This window comes from Phocaeicola faecicola, from assembly GCF_013618865.1.
Taxonomy (GTDB): Bacteria; Bacteroidota; Bacteroidia; order Bacteroidales; family Bacteroidaceae; genus Phocaeicola; species Phocaeicola faecicola.
In genome coordinates this window covers 43940-62880 of the sequence record NZ_JABSOE010000022.1, presented here as the reverse complement: position 1 = coordinate 62880, position 18941 = coordinate 43940, and the positions used below count along the sequence as shown (strand labels likewise).

Here is an 18941-nt window from a genome sequence, read left to right as displayed (position 1 = left end):
CATGCTTCACTCCCCGTTTGGTTTCCCATTCGGATAAGTCGGTTTGGGATAGGTTTCTTAATTGGAATACTAACCTAATCACTTGCCAGTGTGATTATTATCAAGCCCCTATTATGGGCGCACTAAATGTATAGAAGAATCCTTTCAAGTCTCCGTCGACAGCTGCGTGCCACATGCCGTTCTCCCCATACTCCATAGGCACCATCTGCCAGGCAGAGCCTCCCTGCGCCTCTTTGTAAAGCATGACACGCACCTCCTGTGCGGTAGGTGCCCAAAGTGCAAAACGAGTGGAAGAAGGATCGTACTCCATTTCTTCCCACTTACCCTGATAGACAGGATATTCATCGAATGAATCATAAGAATCTTTCTGCGACGGGCTGCATCCCAATGCAGCAGCCATTGTCGACATTGCCAAAAAATACTTTACTTTCATAGTTTCGTTTTACTTTTTAACCCGGTCGGGATTTTTCGCTATAAAATCTTTCCAGCCGGAATAGGATTTCTCAATAACCGGACGCCCCATCTGCAGGTAATGGCAATAGGCTGCCCCTAAGGCATCGGTGGCATCCATGAACGGGCCCATCTCGGAATCGGGAATGTGCAGCATGCGCTTCAGCATATCGGCCACCTGCTCCTTGCTGGCCTGGCCGTTGCCGGTAATAGCCATCTTGATTTTCAGCGGAGCGTATTCCGTTACCGGGATGTCACGGCACAAGGCAGCGACAATGGCTACCCCCTGAGCACGTCCCAGTTTCAGCATCGACTGTACGTTCTTCCCGAAAAACGGCGCTTCGATGGCCAGCTCGTCCGGCAAATAGGAAGCGATGACTCCCTGCACCCGTTCGTAAATATGTTTCAGCTTGAGGTAGGGGTCGGTACAGCGCCGAAGGTCGATTACCCCCAGGGTGAGCACCTGAGGCCGGGTACCGGTTACCTTCAGCACACCGTATCCCATAATATTGGTACCTGGGTCAATGCCCAGAATGATTTTCTCTTTAACCGGCTGTATCACTTGATTACCTCCATCAGTGTAGGAAACCCGATTACCTTATCCTTGAAGACTTTCATCATCTCTTCGTTCAGACGCATTCCGGTATGCGTATGCCAGCGGTGCAGAACGGCACTGTCGGCTACCTCCCACTGCAGGGAGAAGCATTCGCTGTCCTGTTCCTTATGACTGAGGATGCGCAGGATACGCGGTTCTTTCAACTCTCCGGACTTCTCTGCTTCCGGAATATAACACTCGTTCAACCAGATTACAAAATTGCGCGCATCGTCCAGCGCCACATGATAAGTTGTATTATATATCAGCATAAATTTTAATGTATAGAAACATTCAGTTTTCTGCAAAGATAACAATTCCTGAAAATTATGAGAAGAACCCGGGCGGAAAATAATTTCCTCAAAACAATGAGTATTCAGTCTAGTTTTATTACTTTTGTGCCATTGTTACCGTTTTGTGCAAAAAAAATGGAAATAGAGAAAAGTTTTATACAATTGATAGAGGAGAGCATCCGTAGCAACTGGAACCGGGATGCACTGACAGACTACAAGGGAGCTACCCTGCAATATAAGGATGTAGCAAGAAAAATCGAAAAAATGCATATTCTGTTCCGCCATGCCGGAATTCAACAAGGGGATAAAATCGCATTGTGCGGACGAAACAGCGCCAACTGGACCGCTACGTTCCTGGGGGTAGTGACTTACGGAGCCGTAGCCGTTCCGATTCTGCATGAATTCAAGGCCGATAATGTACATAATATTGTCAATCACTCCGAAGCCAGAATGCTGTTCGTAGGCGACCAGGTCTGGGAGAACTTCAATGAGGCTGCCATGCCTAACCTGGAAGGAATCATCGAACTGAAGAACTTTGACCTGGTGGTATCGCGTTCGGCACAGCTGACCTATGCCCGTGAGCACCTGAATGAGGAATTCGGAAAGCGCTATCCGTGCCGCTTCCGCGCAGAAGATGTTTCCTACCGCAGAGAGGAACCGGAAGAACTGGCGGTCATCAATTATACATCCGGCACTACGGGTTATTCGAAGGGAGTAATGCTGCCTTACCGGAGCATTCTTTCCAACATCATGCACATCCATGACAAGGTAGGACTGCAGGCAGGCGACCGGATCGTATCCATGCTGCCGCTGGGACACATCTTCGGACTGGTATTCGATTTTCTGTACGGCATCACCGTAGGAGCACATCTGTGGTTCCTTACCCGCATGCCTTCTCCGAAGATTATCGCCGAATCGTTCTCGGAAATCAAACCGAGAGTGATTGCCTGTGTACCGCTGATTGTCGAGAAAATATTCAAGAAGAACATCCTGCCCAAGATTGACAACAAACTGGGTAAATTGTTGTTACACCTGCCGATTATCAGCGACAAGATCAAAGAGCAGATACGTCTCCAGGCCATGGAGGTTTTCGGAGGGAATTTTATAGAAATCGTAGTCGGAGGTGCTCCGTTCAACCCGGAAGTGGAAGCCTTCCTGCGGCAAATCAATTTTCCTTACACCATCGCATACGGTATGACCGAAGCTGCCCCGCTGATCTGTCACAGCCGGTGGGATGAAATCACTTATACCTCCTGCGGAAAAACGGTGGCCAATATGGAAACCCGCATCTTGTCGGACGATCCGGAACGCATTCCGGGCGAGCTGATCTGCAAGGGTATGAATGTGATGCTGGGTTATTACAAGAACGAAGAAGCAACCGCACAGGCCATCGACGTAAACGGCTGGCTGCATACCGGAGACATGGCCATCAAGGACAGCGAAGGGAATATCTACATCAAGGGACGGTGCAAGAACATGCTGCTGACGGCTTCCGGACAGAACATTTACCCGGAAGAAATCGAAGCACGACTGAACAACATGCCTTTCGTCAACGAATCACTGATTCTGCTTTCGGGAGACAAGCTCATCGCACTCGTTTACCCCGACAACGAAGAAGCCTTCGCACAGGGATTGAACAAAAGCCAGCTGGAAACAGCGATTGAAGCCAACCGGATAGAATTAAACCGACAATTACCGGCATACTGTCAGATTACGAAGGTAAAACTTTACCCGGAAGAATTTGAAAAAACAGCCAAGAAAAGCATCAAGCGTTTCCTGTATCAGGACATGAAATTTTAAAAATGGGTGAAAAAGCAAATATTTCTTTTAAATTAAAATATTTTTTTACCTTTTCCTTGGTGGTTTTAAATTTATGCCATATATTTGCGGTGTACATAATAAAAAGTCAGAAGTTGTGAAACTTCTAAATGTTAATAAATAGTTTAGTTAAGTCTAGTTTAGTTTTTGTGTTGTGATGCTCCTGCTATTAGCGAATAGTGGGAGCATCAATTTTTTACCCCATTTTCAAATGTAAGGATATCATTTTTCGACCCGCCCACAATTTCTTTCAGTTTTAAATTGTATCTTTGCTTCCGTTATGAAGAAGATATTTTTACTCATCGCCGTTGCACTGATAGTCAGTGAAACGCTGTCGGCTCAAAATACACTACAGAATCAATTCGGAAACCAGTTTGGAGGTTCGGCCTCCGGTACTGGCTCTAATCTATACGACCGTAACGGAAATCCGATAGACACGACCTCGGTAATCGATGCCAGTACCATTCCTATCGGTCTGTTTTCGTGGACTATCGACAAGCGGTTCGGTAACATGACAACAATTCCGATAGATACCCTGCAGACCGGGTTCCAGAACTCCAATGACGTAGGAGGAATGACGGGACATTACAGTGCGCTGGGTAACCTGGGAGCTCCGCGCATCTCCCATGTCTTTTTCGAACGTGAAGACCCTTCACAACTGTTCTTTACCGACCCCTACAGCCAGAACTTCATCCGGCCCGACAATGTGGTCTTCACCAACACCAAGTCGCCTTTTACCAACCTGACTTACTACAAGCAGGGAAGCAGCCGCGACGGTGAGGAACGCTTCAAGGCTTATTTTGCCATGAATGCCAACAAGCGCATGGGCTTCGGATTCAATATCGACTATACTTACGGACGAGGAAAATACTCCAATCAGTCAACCGCCTTGTTCAACGGTGATCTCTTTGCGTATTATCACGGAGATAAATACAACATGCATTTCAGCTTCATCAACAACAACATGAAAATGGCTGAAAACGGAGGTATTACCGACGAGCGCTACATCCGCTATCCGCTGGAAATGGCAGAAGGAGGAAAAACATACAGCAGTGGTGAAATTCCGGTGAATCTGCAGAATATCTGGAATCATAACACCGGATACCACGGATTCCTTACCCACCGGTACAACCTGGGATTCTACAAGGACAATCCGGATGTAAACGATACAGTGCATACGGAGATTTTCGTTCCGGTAACCAGTTTCATACATACCGTACAGGTAGACATAAACAAGCGCCGGTACATTTCATACGATGAGGACCAGAATGCGAAATACTTCCACAACAACTTCCTCACCGACCAGGACCGGGACGAAACCGACCAGCTGATTGTCCGGAATATGTTCGGACTGTCGCTCCGTGAAGGGTTCAACAAATGGGCCAAAGCCGGTCTGACAGCATTTGTCACACATGAATACCGCCGCTTTACCATGACTGATACCATCACCGGACAGCCGGGACAGCGGTTCATGACGGACTACAAGGAAAACGTGGTTTCTGTGGGTGGACAGTTGATTAAGGAACAGGGAAAACTCCTCCACTACAACGTCACCGGAGAGATTGCCTTGCTGGGAGAAGACATCGGACAGTTTACCATTGAAGGTAAAGGGGACCTGAATTTCCGCCTGTTCAAGGATACGGTCCGTCTGGAAGCAAATGCCTATATCAAGAACCTGAACCAGCCGTTCTACTACCGGCATTTCCACTCCAAGCATCATTGGTGGGACCAGGATCTCTCAAAGACCATGCGTACCCGCATTGAGGGAAAACTGAGCATAGACCGGTGGCGCACACAATTGAAAGCGGGTGTGGAAAACATCACCAACTATACGTATCTGGACAATGTTGCCGTAAAGAAGACACAGACAGATGCCGGCGGCACGGAAACCGTGACTTATCTGAATGAAGCCACAGTGAGACAGCATTCCGGCAACATACAGATTTTCAGTGCTACCTTGCGCCAGGATTTCAAATGGGGCATCCTGCACCTCGACAACGAAGTGACCTTCCAGAAGTCGAGCAACCAGGAGGTGCTGCCGCTTCCCGATCTGGTACTTTACCACAACCTCTACCTGAAGTTCAAACTGGCCAAGGTACTCCGCATCGAATTTGGTGGAGACATACGCTACTATACAGAATATTATGCACCCGACTATATGCCGGCCCTCGGACAGTTCTACCTGCAGAACAAGGAGACACGGTATAAACTCGGTGGCTATCCGCTGGTCAACGGATACATCAATATCCATCTGAAGCGTACCCGTTTCTTTATCGAGATGTACAACCTGGTACAGGGAGAAGGCGAAAGAAGTTACTTCCAGATTCCGAAGTACCCGTTGAACCCGCGTCTGCTGAAGTTTGGTATATCTTGGTATTTCTTTGACTAACGAGAAACCGCTTATGAGAAAGACACACAAAGCCATAAAATACACGCTGCTGGCTGTTGCGATTGCAGTCGGAATCGTATGGACAGGAAGCCATCGGGAGAAAGCCCCTCTTTCGGGAGAGCCGCGCAGCTATGAAGGAATCAAAGCCTCGGGGGTCTTGCGGGCCGTGACGGAGTATAATGCCATCAGCTACCATGTGGCGGGAGATACCGTACAGGGATTCGACTATGAGCTGCTGCATGAGTTTGCTGAAGCGCAAGGCCTGCGGCTGGAGATTACTCCGGAGATGAGTTACGAAGAACGTCTGAAAGGGATTCTGCAAGGACAGTACGACGTACTGGCCACAGGTACCTTGGTAACCACACGTTCGAAAGACTCCTTGCTCTTCACGCATACCTTGGCTTTGGGGAAGCAGGTGCTGGTACAGCGCAAGCCCAAGGACGAAAATGACAGTACCTATATCAAGAATCCGCTGGAACTGGCACACAAGACACTGTATATTACGGAAAACTCTCCTGCCCTGCTTCGCATTCATAATCTGATGAACGAAATCGCCGATACCATATACATTAAGGAAATAAAGGACTACGGTCCTGAGCAACTGATGGCCATGGTAGCCGGAGGAGACATTCCCTATACGGTATGCGACGAAAGCATTGCACAGGCTTCGATTGGCGATTTCCCGGAACTGGACATACAGACCGGTATCGGTTTCACGCAACTGTATGCATGGGGCGTGAGCAAAACCTCTACCGAACTGGCCGACAGCCTGAATGCCTGGCTGGACAAATATACAAAGACGAACGACTACAAGAAACTTTATAAAAAATACTTCAATTAAAACATAAGCTGATATGGACAAGCTGGAGAATGTACGATGGGGCTTCATCGGCTGCGGTGAGGTTACCGAGAAAAAAAGCGGACCTGCCTTTAATATGGTAGACGGATCAAAAGTAGTGGCCGTCATGAGCCGTGACGAAGAAAAAGTAAAGTCATATGCAAAGCGTCATAACATTCCCCGATGGTATACCGATGCACAGGAACTGATAGGAGATGAAGATGTAAATGCGATTTATATTGCAACACCTCCGTCTTCGCATGCTACCTTTGCCATTATGGCGATGAAGGCCGGCAAGCCAGTATACATCGAAAAGCCGATGGCGGCCAGCTACGAGGACTGCGCACGCATCAACCGTATCTCTCAGGAAACGGGAGTTCCGTGCTTTGTGGCATATTACCGCAGGTACCTCCCCTACTTCCAGAAAGTAAGACAACTGGTGGATGACGGTGAAATCGGTAATGTCATCAACATTCAGATACGTTTTGCCCAGCCCCCGAGAGACCTGGATTACAACAGTACCAATCTTCCCTGGCGTGTACAGCCGGATATTGCAGGCGGAGGTTATTTCTACGACCTGGCACCTCATCAGCTGGATTTGCTTCAGGACATGTTCGGTTGTATTCTTGAAGCCGAAGGATACAAGAGCAACCGCGGAAAACTGTATCAGGCAGAGGATACCATCAGTGCCTGCTTCAAGTTCGCCTCAGGACTGCCGGGGTCAGGTTCATGGTGTTTCGTGGCTCACGAATCGGCCAAGGAAGACCGTATCGAAATCATCGGCGACAAAGGGATGATCTGTTTTTCAGTCTTCACATATGCTCCGATAGCCCTCCATACCGAACGCGGACGGGAAGAGATATTGCCTCCGAATCCTCCACACGTACAGTTGCCACTGATCAAGGCGGTCATCGAGCACCTGCAGGGAAAGGCCATCTGTACCTGTGACGGTATCAGTGCGACCCCGACCAACTGGGTAATGGACCGTATTCTGAACAAGCTTTAAACGGTACGTCTCATGAAAAAACCTTTGTTACAGAATTGCCTGCTGTTGCTTTTCTTTGTCTGCATGCCCGCTCAGGCACAGACGGAGAAAAGCAAAGGGACTTTCATGCAACAAGTGGTAAAACTTTTCAGCGAGACGGATACTACGTATATCTCCCCCAACCGTTATAACCTGACGGTCATGGCCGAGCAAAGTTTCTGGTACGAACGCTACCGGTTGAAGGCTCACCTTGACAATCAGACACAGAGTATCAGTCTGGCTCCTTCGGTCACACCGAAAATCGGAGCCTACTTCGGCTGGAGATGGATTTTTCTGGGAATGTCTTTCAGTATTCCGGACCTGATAGGGAAAAGCACGGGCGAAACAAACAAGGAAGAATATGTGTTCAACCTGTACAGTGCCCGTATCGGACTCGATTTGTACTACCGCAAGACCGGCAATGATTTCCGGATTACGTCTTACTCCAATTTCAACCTTCCGGATACGTACATCGGTCAGAAATTCGAAGGCTTCCAGAGCAAGATTATCGGACTGAACACGTACTGGATTTTCAACAGCAAGCACTTTTCTTATCCTGCCGCCTACAGCCAGAGTACGAACCAGCGGAAGAGCTGCGGTTCGTTCATGGCAGGCTTCTCTTATTCACGGCATCACATTTCGTTCGATTATACCAAACTGCCCGATGATATGGCAGCCCAGCTCCGTCCCTCACTGAAGTTCAACGACCTGCAGTATCACGATTACAATTTAAGTTTCGGATACGGCTACAACTGGGTATTTGCGAAGAACTGCCTGCTGAACCTTTCCCTGATGCCTGCCATCGCTTATAAGAAAGCCAAAATCAACGGAAAAGAGAATCCGCTGGACACTGAATGGATGGATTGGATCAAAGACATCAACTTCGACCTGATTACCCGTGCAGGAATTGTATGGAACAACCAGAAATACTACGTCGGAGCATCACTGGTAATCAACACCTACGACTACCGGAAAGACCGGATATCAATGACCAATTCATTCGGCAGCCTGCGCGTCTATGCCGGATTCAATTTCTGGAAACGCCGCGAATACCGAGGAAAATAAAAAAGGGATATGAAATAAATCCATATCCCCTATTAATCCATATTTTGACGTTTCACAATGAAAGCGATACACAATCAGAAATGTGCCCCTAAAGTAAACAATACCTGATGACGCTCATTGGTTACCTTGGTAGCCGGAACAAACAGATTTCCACTCTGGTCAATTCCACCATCGAAAGGATAAAAATCAGCCTTATAAAAATCGTATTTGTAAGCGATATCCGCATAAATCACTCTGCCCCTGTAACCCAGTCCGACAGAAACGGCCTGCCGCGACTTCAGGTTCATGTATTCAGGATCCGTTCTTGTTTCATCGGTAACCATAATATTCTTGAAGGCATCATCAGTAATGGGGGCCGAACGGAAGTTATATCCGGCACGTACACTGAAAGCCGATGTAACCTTTGTCTCCATACCTACCCTGAAGGTATGCACTCCCTTCAATGTTTCACTGATGGCATTGGTTCCGTTCAGGTCGTATCCTTCCGTATTCAGCAACTTTGCAGCCGAATATTTTTCAAATTCATACTCCGCATCCAGAGCCATGACTCCACCTACTACAGTACCCATACTCAGATTGAAACGCCACGGCGTTACGAAACGATAATCAAACGCATACTGTCCTCCGGGCAAATAATCCATCAGGTTCTCTGTATACGGCTGGGATGCTGATGACAAATCGGTAGCCAATACCGCCATATATCGGTCGGACATGTTATACCATGTAGGCGTATGTATGGCAATACCAAAGCGGAACGGAGAATATTCGAACGGACGGATAATTGCCCCGAACTTCAAGTCCACTCCCATACCTTCCGTCGATGTAGTATTGTTCAGCGTCATGCTTCCCACATAGCCTCCGCTTGTCAGATGCTCTCCATAAGAAGAAGTCCGCTTATAATCGATGTCATACAGGCCCAGTGTCAATCCGAAATAAAATCTGTCACGGACATTGTAAGACAGGTTGAAATCATATTCACTGATGGATCCCGATTCACGGCTGAAGTATTCACCATCCTTTCCGTTCCATCCTACAAACTGCGTAATCTCCTCTTTTCCTCCAGGAGTCTTATTATATGCCACATCCAGCAATCCGGTTCTGGCTCCCATAGCCACCAGGTACGGAGTTCCGAAATAATAGCTGTCGGTATACGGATTATCACTGTCCAGCAGCTTCTTAAAGTCACCATATACATTATACATTCCGGAATTAGCCATCATGGAAGCCATCTGGCCGGACAAGGAATTCCCGTTCAAGTTACCCTTTGCCGCAAACTGCCGGTTGAAATTGGCCCGTTTATGATAATTGAATCCAAAATTTACATAACGCACATCCGTCTTGTTACCTACTTTCGTACTCCATACTACACCAATCTGGTCGAAAGAAGCCTTATTTCGGGTTTCCTTCATTACGCTGTTTCCCCAGTCACTCTTTGCTACATTACTGTTATATCCGAAAGTAGCAGCAAAATCATTTCCACGGAACAGAGCGATACCTGCAGGGTTCGTAGAGATGGTCGACAAATCCGCTCCCAGCGCACTCATGGCTCCTCCCATACCGACAAAACGTGCCGTTCCGTTGATATCATTTCCCAAAAAGTTCAAAGCCCCGTACTGATTCTGGGCCGATACGGCAGAAGCACAGACCCCTGCCAGCATTCCTAATATTATTTTCGATTTCATTTTGGTCATTTTTTATCAGTCAATCCTGCTTATCTTCTACTTGATCCGCCTCCTCTTGAACTTGAACGGACACTTCCTCCACCCATTGAACTGCGGGTACTGCTGCTTCCTCGTGAGAACGAACTGCCTGAAGTTCTAGGACTGTACGAGTTGGTATTACCTACCCTGCTGTTCGAACGGTTATAGTCGGAACTGCGGCGGGTGCTGCTCGGACGGTTATAGATTGATCCGGTCCGGTCTACCGTACTGCTCGGACGTACGTAACTGGAATTGCCACCTCTCGACGGACGGGTAACGGTTCCTGACGACGGTCTCAAACGGTCTGAGCTGACTCCCACACGATCCATGTTGCCCACTCCTCCGGACGGACGGGTAGACGGTCCCGACGGACGTACAGATACGGAAACGTTATTGTTTCCCGGAGTGACTACCCTTCCGATAGAAGCTCCCCTGCGGGAAGAAGAACTGCCCGAAGGCACAATGTATCTGCCATCAGAAACCCCACTTCTGCGGGAAGAGGTATAATTGGTATATCTCGAAGGACGGTTGTCCGTATATCCCGGACGGCTCCAGCCACTTCCGGCCCATCCGTAATAAGGAGGATGATGATGCCATCCCGGACCCCAATAGCCCCAATAATGATTCCAGTATCCGCTCCAGTAACCGGCCCAATAGCTTCCGCCCCAATAACCTCCATACCACGACGGAGAATACCAGCTGCTATACCATGACGGTCCCCAGTTGAATCCGATGCTCCAATGCGGTCCTGAAATACCCCAGTTCCATCTCCAGTCCCACCACAACGGGTTGCTGGAAGTCGGGAACATATACGCATACATTCCATCGTCGTACACGTTCCAGTACCACGACGGATAAGCACCGTACACCACGTCCCAGTACAACGGGCTGCTTACCGGAATCGCATAACGGGGACTGCGGAAACGTACGATACGCATGGCATACTCATAGTCGTCCTGTGTACCTTCAAATCCATTCACCCATTCGCCGCGTTCACCGTAGGGCTTTTCTTCAATATAAAGTGTATCATTCTGCACCGAGAACTTATTGTCCCTTGCCGTAAACCTCCGGTTGTATTCATCAATGTCACGCGTATTTCCCGCCGCATCTTTCACTACGACCGTAGAACCGGGAGCTGCATACACCGTTGTAGTATTCTGCTTCGTCACAGGTGCCTTCTCTACCTTCTTTTCCGTTTTCTTCTCCTTCTTCGGAACGAAATAGAGGTCGTCATTACTCTGTGCCATAGCCAGCCACGGCAAGCAGGCCATTACCAACGAAGCCAATATTCTTCCTTTCATATGCATCTGTTTTTAATTGTTATCACTTCCTTTTTATCCAATACAAAGATAAGAAGAATCTACAGATCCGCATGCAGAAATTCCCTATTTCAGTATAGGGGTTTCCCTAAAACAGGGAACAAAAGCCGCTAAAACCTGCCTCTTCTTTATAATGAAATGGCAGATTTTTCATTTTACTGCACAGCGTTTTTGCCCTTTAATGATTATAAACAAATGGCAGGAAACATCCTTTCAGATATCTCCTGCCACTCAATATTATCTAACGAATTCAGTTATTATTTATCCAACGGGAAAGTAAAGCCGTCACCATTGTTATCGTCAAAAATAGCGCCTGACGGTTTAGGCAAATGCTTGCCATTCTTACTCCAGTCCCAAAGTTGTGATTCATCCTCCGTAATTTCACCGGTCTCTACATTTCTCTTCTTACCGTTCAGCGGATAATACAACAACAGATTGTCATCATTTCCGTCAACCATCTTCCAAGCATAGGCTTTCAACTGCTGCGGTGTACGTGCCGTTTTCCAGAAACGAACTTCACGAATCAGTTCATTCGCTCCACTGATCCAGAAACCGATCATGCCATAAGGGCCGGTACGGATTTCACGGTCGGCCACCAGTTCACCATTTACATAAATAGAATTTTTCTTACCGTCGTATACGAAAGCCAACATATACCATTCATTAGGCTGTGCGGCAAACTTGTCTTTCGGCACATCAATCTGAGAACTACCGGTCTTCATCTGCAACTGGTTCGGATCAATGGTTACATCTCCAAACCGAGTATAAATTTCATCCAATGTACTTGAACCGGGAACCAGTTTAGTTCCTCCAAGAGCACGGTTGTTTAAGCGATATTGAGAACGGTTTATCATCATTTCCATTGTCCACTGATCTACCTTGAAATCATTCGGGAACATATCAGCCTTCTCGCTTCCGCTACCACTCATTCTCAAGCACTTCGTATTAATACGCTGTTCCAATACCAGCAAAGCCTCATCCTGTCCGGGAATTGCACTGATACTTCCCCCTCCCAGTTTCACAGGCAATGCATAATTACCCTGTAAGGAGAATTTCACATTTTTCAGTTTCAGCGGAAGAATCTGCGAAGCCATCAAAGCACCGAATTTCACTTCCTTAGATACCTCATACATTTCTGGAGGAAGCATCAGATATTCTGTAGCATGCTTTTTATTATACGCATCCAGCTGTGCCTGGCTGCCTACCTCTACCTGAATCGTATTTTCAGCATCCTCTTTCTGTGTCAGGTTCAGAATAATATTCTTCACCAATATTTCCTTGCCCTCTTCCACAAAAATCTGAGTCATCTCATCACTTGCAATATATGCTCCTTGTCCCGACTGATAGTCAGCTACCGGATCTTTATATAATTCATTCTGGCATCCAGTCAGCATCAGCCCCCCGAGAAGGATGCCTAAGTAAATATTTCTTTTCATAATATAATCTATTCTTCTTTAATTAGTCAAAATTTCCTGGGAATAATTGATTTCCATAATTAAGTGCCATCTTCAGCCATTTATAAGGAGGGTCATTGGCAAAGTCGTACTCCATATGATAAGTTCCGACACCTCCGATTCTGCGTCCGCTCGGTAAGTCCATTGTTGCATAGTCCAGAATCTGACGACCTTCCGGCAGTGCATTGATTTCGGAACGCACACTTGTATATCCCGAAACACCACCGGTACGCCAACCACGTTCAAATTCCACAGTCAGAATGGTCTTGCGTTCCCAGTCCTCCAAATGAGAACCTTTTTGGATTTTTCGGATTACAGAACCTGTGCTTCTTTCCCAGTATGCCTGATAAATGTAATGATCTACCATTTTTGAAGTCTCCGTAGAAAGCAAATCAGGCTGTCCATCCATCACAAACATTCTTCCGGCCGGGCGCAGACGGTCAGACATAGTCTTAATGAAAAGATGCATGTTCTGATTCTGTCCAGAGTTCGGGCCGATAATACTTCCATTTGCCAAAGTTCCACTATGACCATAATTCGGTTCATAGTCCAAATCAAAGCCATCCAGATTATACTTCTCAATCGTATCACAGATTGCATTGGCATAAGCCACTACACCTTTGCTGAAATCACCCTGACCCTGTTCTGTAATCCAATAAGTACGAGGGTCTTTTCCCGGAGGTGTCATCTGGTCCCCTAAGTCTTGCACAATCCAGCAAAGCAAAGCCTTACATCCCTTTACTTCCTGGAAGAACTTCAAGTCAGTCTTCTGGTCTTCAGAAAGATTACCGCGAGTACCCCACAGTGAAACAAAGTCTACACTATCCGGCAACATCTTCAGATAGTTCTGAGCATTGCTACCCTTTCCTGTCCAGTTACCCAACCATCCGAATCCCTTCACATGAGGTGTCTTACGGTATTCACGGATTTTGGCAAAATACTCTCTCATGGTTGGAGTCAGGTCTGCTTCAGTTTTTGCCTCCAACAACGGTATATATTTTTCAAGGCCTTCCTGGTTTTCGAAAACCTCTCTTTCCGGAGTGTTCCAGTCAGAACATCCTACAAAACTTGACGCAATAAGCAGTGCGCCGAAATATTTCATTAATTTCATAATATTACTATTTATCGACTTAATTATTCATTTAAGGTTGTTTAGGTCTGTCACTGCGTACCCACCACAAACGAGTAGCTCCCTGGTCTTCTCCTTCCAACAAGCTTGGTACCTCAGACATGTTCGGGTTTGTACCATATTCCTGCGGAGAGAAGCGGAAACGCTCGGGTGTAATCATACTCGCTTCTCCATTGATACGAGAGTAGGCACTCTTGTCCGCCGGCTTCATCAAATACGGATAACCAGTACGACGATATTCTGTCCAAGCTTCTACCGCATTCGGATACAGTGCCAGGTATTTCTGTGTAATGATTTGCTGCAACTGCTTTTCCTTTCCTGCACCTGCATTCCATTTAGGAGCCACATTTCCTGTACTGATTACGCAAGTGTAACCATAGTTGAATTTCAGCACATCTCTTGTAGCATCTTTAGGAAGTTTCTCATTACTCAGGTAACTGCCAAGACTTACCCCATTTTCCTTGAACGACTGAGTTACTCCTGCCTCATACAGAGACTGTACATCTTCTGAAATAAAGCCATACAAAGCAGCCTCAGCTTTAAGGAAATAGGTTTCCGAAGCACGGAACCAGAACAACGGTGAATTGGCATCCACTTTCGGACGAGCTGCATATTCAGCCGAATTTGCTCCCTCCCTCTTTGCTTTATCACTGGTTGGAGCGATTGCATAGAAATCGGCTGATCCCCAATACACACCTTCTGTAAAGTACGCATTCAGACGTGGATCACCATAACCAGACAAATACGCCCAGATAGTAGCTCCCAGACGAGCCTCCTTATAATCTACTACCATAGGCAGCATGGAGTTCATCAGCGGCATCTTTTCCGTACTCTGAATCTTAGCTTCCTGAGATTCATTCTCGATTACTCCACCATATTGCGGATCCAAAGCCTTTGCGATATATTCTCTTGCCAAAGCCTCATCCTTGAAATGTACCCGCACAGCCATACGAAGCAACAACGAGTTTGCCAGACGCGCCCAGTTCTGCGCATTTCCATCATAAATGACATCATATGCAGAAAGCACCTTTGAAGTAACCTGGCTCAATGTTTTTGCAGAATTGTGCAAATCTGCCATCATTGTCTTATATACCACTTCCTGCTTATCCAGTTTCGGAGCAATGTCTCCATCTCCCGCTTTGGTATATACAATCGGTCCGAACACGTCAGTAGCACGCAACCATCCGGCTACCTTTACTACATTTACCAATGCTTCCACCTGCTTGTCAGCCGGGTCTTCCGAATCCTTAGTATATTTATAAATACTGTTCCACGATCTGAACAATTTTGAATACAGGTTCTGATAAGCATAATTCATACGAGGTTCCGTAAAGTTCCAGCTCGCCTCCGTATTAAAGTTCCAGTTATTGTTCATACCCCAGTAACCGATATAGTTACCTCCCGACATGATATCCGTATTGGCAAGGTCATTTCCGGGTCCTGTGGTCTCGGTAGGTGAACCGATTGGGATAACCAGTTTTTGCATATCCATGAACGGAGCACCGTAAAGCAAGCCTCCCTGCTTCATTTCTTCTTCAGTGATTCCATACACATTTGTGTTGACTTCCGGATAATTGCATGAAGCCAATGCCAACAATGAAACCACCGGGAATATATATTTCTTGATTTTCATATTATTAAACAGTTAATCGTCAATTAAAATCCAAATTTCAAACTTACACCAATGGTTCTCTGACTAGGCAACATAAAGTAATCGTATCCCTGGCCAAATGTACCTGTAGAAGCCGTCAGTTCCGGATCGAATGGAGCCTTGTTGTAAATCATCCACAAGTTGGTTCCATAAACCGACAGGTTCACATTATTGAAAGAAGTACCCTTGAACCATCTGTTCGGGAATGTATATCCCAGACTTGCTTCCTGCAGTCTCACATTGGTAGCTGAATAGGTATTATAAGCATCCAGGTTTACTACTGATTCATAATAATCCTTTGGCTGTACCAGTACATTTCCTACCATCACGCCTCCGGCATCACGTGCATCGGCAGAAGCCTTGGAAACACCATACTGGTCAAGCATCGCCTGTGTCTTTGAAATCACGATACCACCCAGACGGGCTGTCAACAGGAAGTTGAAGTTAAATCCTTTATAAGAGAATCCGTTTCTCCATCCCAGGTTCCACTTCGGGTTCACACTACCCAGTTTATAAGGTTCGGTTGATTCGGTAGTCAGCGGCTGTCCTTCATTGTAAATGATATATCCGTCCTGGTCACGTTTCAGACGCTCTTCCGCATAGATAGTACCGATTTCACCTCCTTCACGCAGGCGGAAACGTCCTACCCGGATATCACTCAGGTCGATGTATTCTCCCGTTACCGGATTCAGCACATTCGAAGCCAGGCTGATAATCTTGTTGCGGTTGGCAGTAGCCGTAAACGAAGTACAGTAATTAAATCCGTTTCCGAAAGTCTGGTCATATCCCAATGAAAGCTCAATACCCCGGTTCTCTACATTACCTGCCTGAACAAACAAGAAGTCATATCCTGCAGATTCCGGAAGTTTTGCTTCAAGCAACTGGTCATATGTATTTGATTTATATAATGTTACACCTACTGAAACTGTATTATTAAACCACTTGCTGTCAATACCCAATTCATAAGAACGTGTTCTTTCCGGCTTCAGATCCGACAACGGATAATACTTATACGGCTTAATGACTCCACCTTCCTGTTCTCTGGTAATCGTACCCGGTGTCAATCCGGTATATGGAATCGGAGAACCTACTTCCGTATAAGAAGCACGCACCTTCAGGAAACTCAATGTCGGCGAGATAGCCTCCTTGATATTTTCCGGAAGCAGTTCGGTAACCAGTGCAGACACACCGACTGACGGATAGAAAATCCACGGATGCTGAGTATTTACCAACTGTGACGGTTTGTCCGCACGTCCGGTCAGTGTCAGGAACAGAGCCGATCTCCAGGAGAGTTCTGCAGAAGCAAATACGGCTGCATTCATCTTACGGCTGTCACCTCCATCCTGGTAAGGAGCACCGGTAGTCGGGTCAATGTTGTCATAAGTAAACTTATTCGGAATCAGCAGCAACTGTCCGCCGTAACCTCTTCCCTTGGTATCATATTCTTCGAACGAAGCACCCGCATTGACCGTTGCATGATACAGTTCTGCAAACTGTTTGTCGAAGTTCACCATGATATCCGCATATTTCTGCTTGAAACTCTGATTAGAGTATGAATATCTTCCCTTAGGTTTGGCAAACGTACCGTTAGTCGAAGCATAGCGCTTGTCTTCTTTCTCAGTATAAGTATTGTCCAGTCGTCCGCGTGCCGTTACATTCAGGAAACTGGTAATATCATACTTCAAAGATGCATACATCATATAACGGTCTTTTACTTCCGGACGAATGTTGCGGTATGCAATCCAGTAAGGGTTCTGTGCAGCGATACCGAAATCACCCGGTCCCCAAGACTGTACGTTGTAGCCCAGTTCAGCATCGTAGCGTTCGAAATACTTTTCCTTTTCAAAGTTCTCGCCTCTCGGATACAGGTACAATCCCACGATCGGGTTGAAATAAGTACCGTAAGACAACATGTTGTTGGCATATTCACGTACATAACTGAACGATACGTCCACTGTCAACTTATCCTTGAACAGTTTCGAAGTATTGCGGACCATCGCATTGTAACGGTGATACTTGTTGTTCGGAACAATTCCCTTCGAGTTAACTGCCGCTCCAGAAAGATAAGTCTGGTTCTTGGCATTACCTGTAGAAAGGTTGAACGAATTGGTAAATGTAGTACCCGTATTAAAGAAATCAACCGGGTTGAATGAAGAAGGAGTATCCAGTCTGGCTCCCCATGAAGAAGCCTCTCCCGCTACATTTCCATATGTATTCTGGAATTCCGGCATCACAAACGGCTTGGAGAACTCTGCAGATGAAGATACATTCACGCGTGTCTTTCCTTCAGCACCTTTCTTTGTATTGATCAGGATGACTCCGTTCGCAGCACTCGCACCGTACAGAGCGGCAGCCGAAGGTCCGGTCAGTACAGAAAGGCTTTCAATATCCTCCGGGTTAAAGTTGGCGATACCTTCACCGGAAGTTGTACCCGAACCAAATCCTGTACCATCTCCCTTACGGTCGGCCTGGTTACCCATCGGAATACCGTCAATCACATACAATACGTTGTTGTCACCCTGGATGGATTTGTTACCACGCATTACTACGCGTGTACCACCTCCGACACCGGAAGCACTACGCTGGATGTTCACACCAGCCACCTTACCGTTCAGGCTGTTTACAAAGTTTGCATCCTTTACTGCGGTAATAGCCTCATTGTCCACTTTCTGCACGTTATAGCTCAATGCTTTTTCCGAGCGCTTGATACCCAATGCAGTCACCACTACCTCATCAAGCACTTCAGTGTCTTCGCGCATTACAATACGGCCCATGTCCGGTTTTACCGCCAAAGACAATGTTTTATAACCCACATAAGAGACTTCCAAAGATGCCGAACGGGAAGTTGTCAATGTAAAATTACCGTCGATGTCTGTAATCGTACCGTTCGTTGTCCCCTTTTCAAGAATACTTACCCCAATTAAAGGCTCACCGTTAACATCAACTACAACTCCTTTAACCGTAACTTTATCTGCCTGGGCAGAAACTGATGAGATATCCATGTTCGGATATCCTCCCGGAAGCGCAAAAGCTGCACCTCCTGAAGCCATCAGCAACAAGAATAAATGCGAGAACTTGCTCACTTTCATAAATTAAAGATTTAAATGATTACACAAGGCTGTCTTTTAAAGATTAACAAGCCAAAAATTAAATTAAACACATAGTATTATTATATAATATAAAGTAACAACCTTAAACTGCCATAACTTAAATAAATGC

14 protein-coding genes are annotated in these 18941 nt (G+C 46.5%); 5 read left to right on the top strand and 9 right to left on the bottom strand.

From position 1 onward, the window contains the following. Positions 1-100: 100 nt before the first annotated feature. Genes H3001_RS07985 through H3001_RS07975 form a run of 3 tightly spaced genes read right to left on the bottom strand, consistent with a single transcriptional unit; the run spans position 101 to position 1314 of the window. Positions 101-433 (bottom strand): hypothetical protein, encoded by a 333-nt coding sequence (locus H3001_RS07985; protein ID WP_246368524.1) that lies wholly within the window; start codon positions 431-433, stop codon positions 101-103. 9 nt (positions 434-442) lie between these two features. Beyond that, entirely contained in the window at positions 443-1012 is a 570-nt protein-coding gene (gene ruvC, locus H3001_RS07980; protein ID WP_178244219.1) for a crossover junction endodeoxyribonuclease RuvC, read from the bottom strand. Beyond that, entirely contained in the window at positions 1009-1314 is a 306-nt protein-coding gene (locus H3001_RS07975) for a DUF4286 family protein (protein ID WP_178244218.1), read from the bottom strand. Before H3001_RS07975 ends, ruvC begins: the two co-directional genes overlap by 4 nt. Positions 1315-1470: 156 nt before the next feature. Between H3001_RS07975 and H3001_RS07970 the strand changes: the two genes are divergently transcribed. The 5 genes from H3001_RS07970 to H3001_RS07950 all read left to right on the top strand — a co-directional run bounded on the left by H3001_RS07970 (position 1471) and on the right by H3001_RS07950 (position 8469). Beyond that, positions 1471-3135 carry an AMP-binding protein gene (locus H3001_RS07970; RefSeq protein WP_178244217.1) on the top strand — a complete coding sequence of 555 codons (1665 nt, stop codon included), beginning with the start codon at positions 1471-1473 and terminating at the stop codon, positions 3133-3135. Positions 3136-3433: 298 nt separating this feature from the next. Continuing rightward, positions 3434-5542, top strand: coding sequence for a putative porin (locus tag H3001_RS07965; protein WP_181214632.1), 2109 nt, complete (start codon positions 3434-3436; stop codon positions 5540-5542). A 13-nt stretch (positions 5543-5555) separates the two neighbouring features. Continuing rightward, positions 5556-6383, top strand: coding sequence for a transporter substrate-binding domain-containing protein (locus H3001_RS07960; protein WP_178244215.1), 828 nt, complete (start codon positions 5556-5558; stop codon positions 6381-6383). 13 nt (positions 6384-6396) lie between these two features. After that, complete coding sequence (locus H3001_RS07955; protein WP_181214631.1) at positions 6397-7386, top strand: Gfo/Idh/MocA family protein; 990 nt, start codon at positions 6397-6399, stop codon at positions 7384-7386. A 12-nt stretch (positions 7387-7398) separates the two neighbouring features. After that, a complete protein-coding gene (locus H3001_RS07950) occupies positions 7399-8469 on the top strand; it encodes a DUF4421 domain-containing protein (RefSeq protein ID WP_181214630.1) in 1071 nt (356 codons plus the stop codon). A 74-nt stretch (positions 8470-8543) separates the two neighbouring features. On the opposite strand, the gene H3001_RS07945 is transcribed toward H3001_RS07950, so the two are convergent. From H3001_RS07945 to H3001_RS07920, 6 genes are all read right to left on the bottom strand, one after another. Beyond that, entirely contained in the window at positions 8544-10151 is a 1608-nt protein-coding gene (locus H3001_RS07945) for an OmpP1/FadL family transporter (RefSeq protein ID WP_178244212.1), read from the bottom strand. 29 nt (positions 10152-10180) lie between these two features. Beyond that, positions 10181-11470: a hypothetical protein gene (locus tag H3001_RS07940; protein WP_181214629.1), complete on the bottom strand. Its 1290-nt coding sequence runs from the start codon at positions 11468-11470 to the stop codon at positions 10181-10183. A gap of 275 nt (positions 11471-11745) precedes the next feature. Next, entirely contained in the window at positions 11746-12924 is a 1179-nt protein-coding gene (locus H3001_RS07935) for a BT_3987 domain-containing protein (protein ID WP_181214628.1), read from the bottom strand. 22 nt (positions 12925-12946) lie between these two features. Further along, a complete protein-coding gene (locus H3001_RS07930) occupies positions 12947-14053 on the bottom strand; it encodes an endo-beta-N-acetylglucosaminidase family protein (RefSeq protein ID WP_181214627.1) in 1107 nt (368 codons plus the stop codon). Positions 14054-14084: 31 nt separating this feature from the next. Next, positions 14085-15704: a SusD/RagB family nutrient-binding outer membrane lipoprotein gene (locus H3001_RS07925; RefSeq protein WP_178244208.1), complete on the bottom strand. Its 1620-nt coding sequence runs from the start codon at positions 15702-15704 to the stop codon at positions 14085-14087. 23 nt (positions 15705-15727) lie between these two features. Next, a complete protein-coding gene (locus H3001_RS07920; protein ID WP_178244207.1) occupies positions 15728-18811 on the bottom strand; it encodes a SusC/RagA family TonB-linked outer membrane protein in 3084 nt (1027 codons plus the stop codon). Positions 18812-18941: the final 130 nt, after the last annotated feature.

Excerpts from the sequence above, each read along its gene's own strand:
- H3001_RS07985 (WP_246368524.1), bottom strand. The coding sequence starts at position 433 with ATGAAAGTAAAGTATTTTTTGGCAATGTCGACAATGGCTGCTGCATTG.
- H3001_RS07975 (WP_178244218.1), bottom strand. The coding sequence starts at position 1,314 with ATGCTGATATATAATACAACTTATCATGTGGCGCTGGACGATGCGCGC.
- H3001_RS07970 (WP_178244217.1), top strand. The coding sequence starts at position 1,471 with ATGGAAATAGAGAAAAGTTTTATACAATTGATAGAGGAGAGCATCCGT.
- H3001_RS07965 (WP_181214632.1), top strand. The coding sequence starts at position 3,434 with ATGAAGAAGATATTTTTACTCATCGCCGTTGCACTGATAGTCAGTGAA.
- H3001_RS07960 (WP_178244215.1), top strand. The coding sequence starts at position 5,556 with ATGAGAAAGACACACAAAGCCATAAAATACACGCTGCTGGCTGTTGCG.
- H3001_RS07955 (WP_181214631.1), top strand. The coding sequence starts at position 6,397 with ATGGACAAGCTGGAGAATGTACGATGGGGCTTCATCGGCTGCGGTGAG.
- H3001_RS07950 (WP_181214630.1), top strand. The coding sequence starts at position 7,399 with ATGAAAAAACCTTTGTTACAGAATTGCCTGCTGTTGCTTTTCTTTGTC.
- H3001_RS07945 (WP_178244212.1), bottom strand. The coding sequence starts at position 10,151 with ATGAAATCGAAAATAATATTAGGAATGCTGGCAGGGGTCTGTGCTTCT.
- H3001_RS07940 (WP_181214629.1), bottom strand. The coding sequence starts at position 11,470 with ATGAAAGGAAGAATATTGGCTTCGTTGGTAATGGCCTGCTTGCCGTGG.
- H3001_RS07935 (WP_181214628.1), bottom strand. The coding sequence starts at position 12,924 with ATGAAAAGAAATATTTACTTAGGCATCCTTCTCGGGGGGCTGATGCTG.
- H3001_RS07930 (WP_181214627.1), bottom strand. The coding sequence starts at position 14,053 with ATGAAATTAATGAAATATTTCGGCGCACTGCTTATTGCGTCAAGTTTT.
- H3001_RS07925 (WP_178244208.1), bottom strand. The coding sequence starts at position 15,704 with ATGAAAATCAAGAAATATATATTCCCGGTGGTTTCATTGTTGGCATTG.
- H3001_RS07920 (WP_178244207.1), bottom strand. The coding sequence starts at position 18,811 with ATGAAAGTGAGCAAGTTCTCGCATTTATTCTTGTTGCTGATGGCTTCA.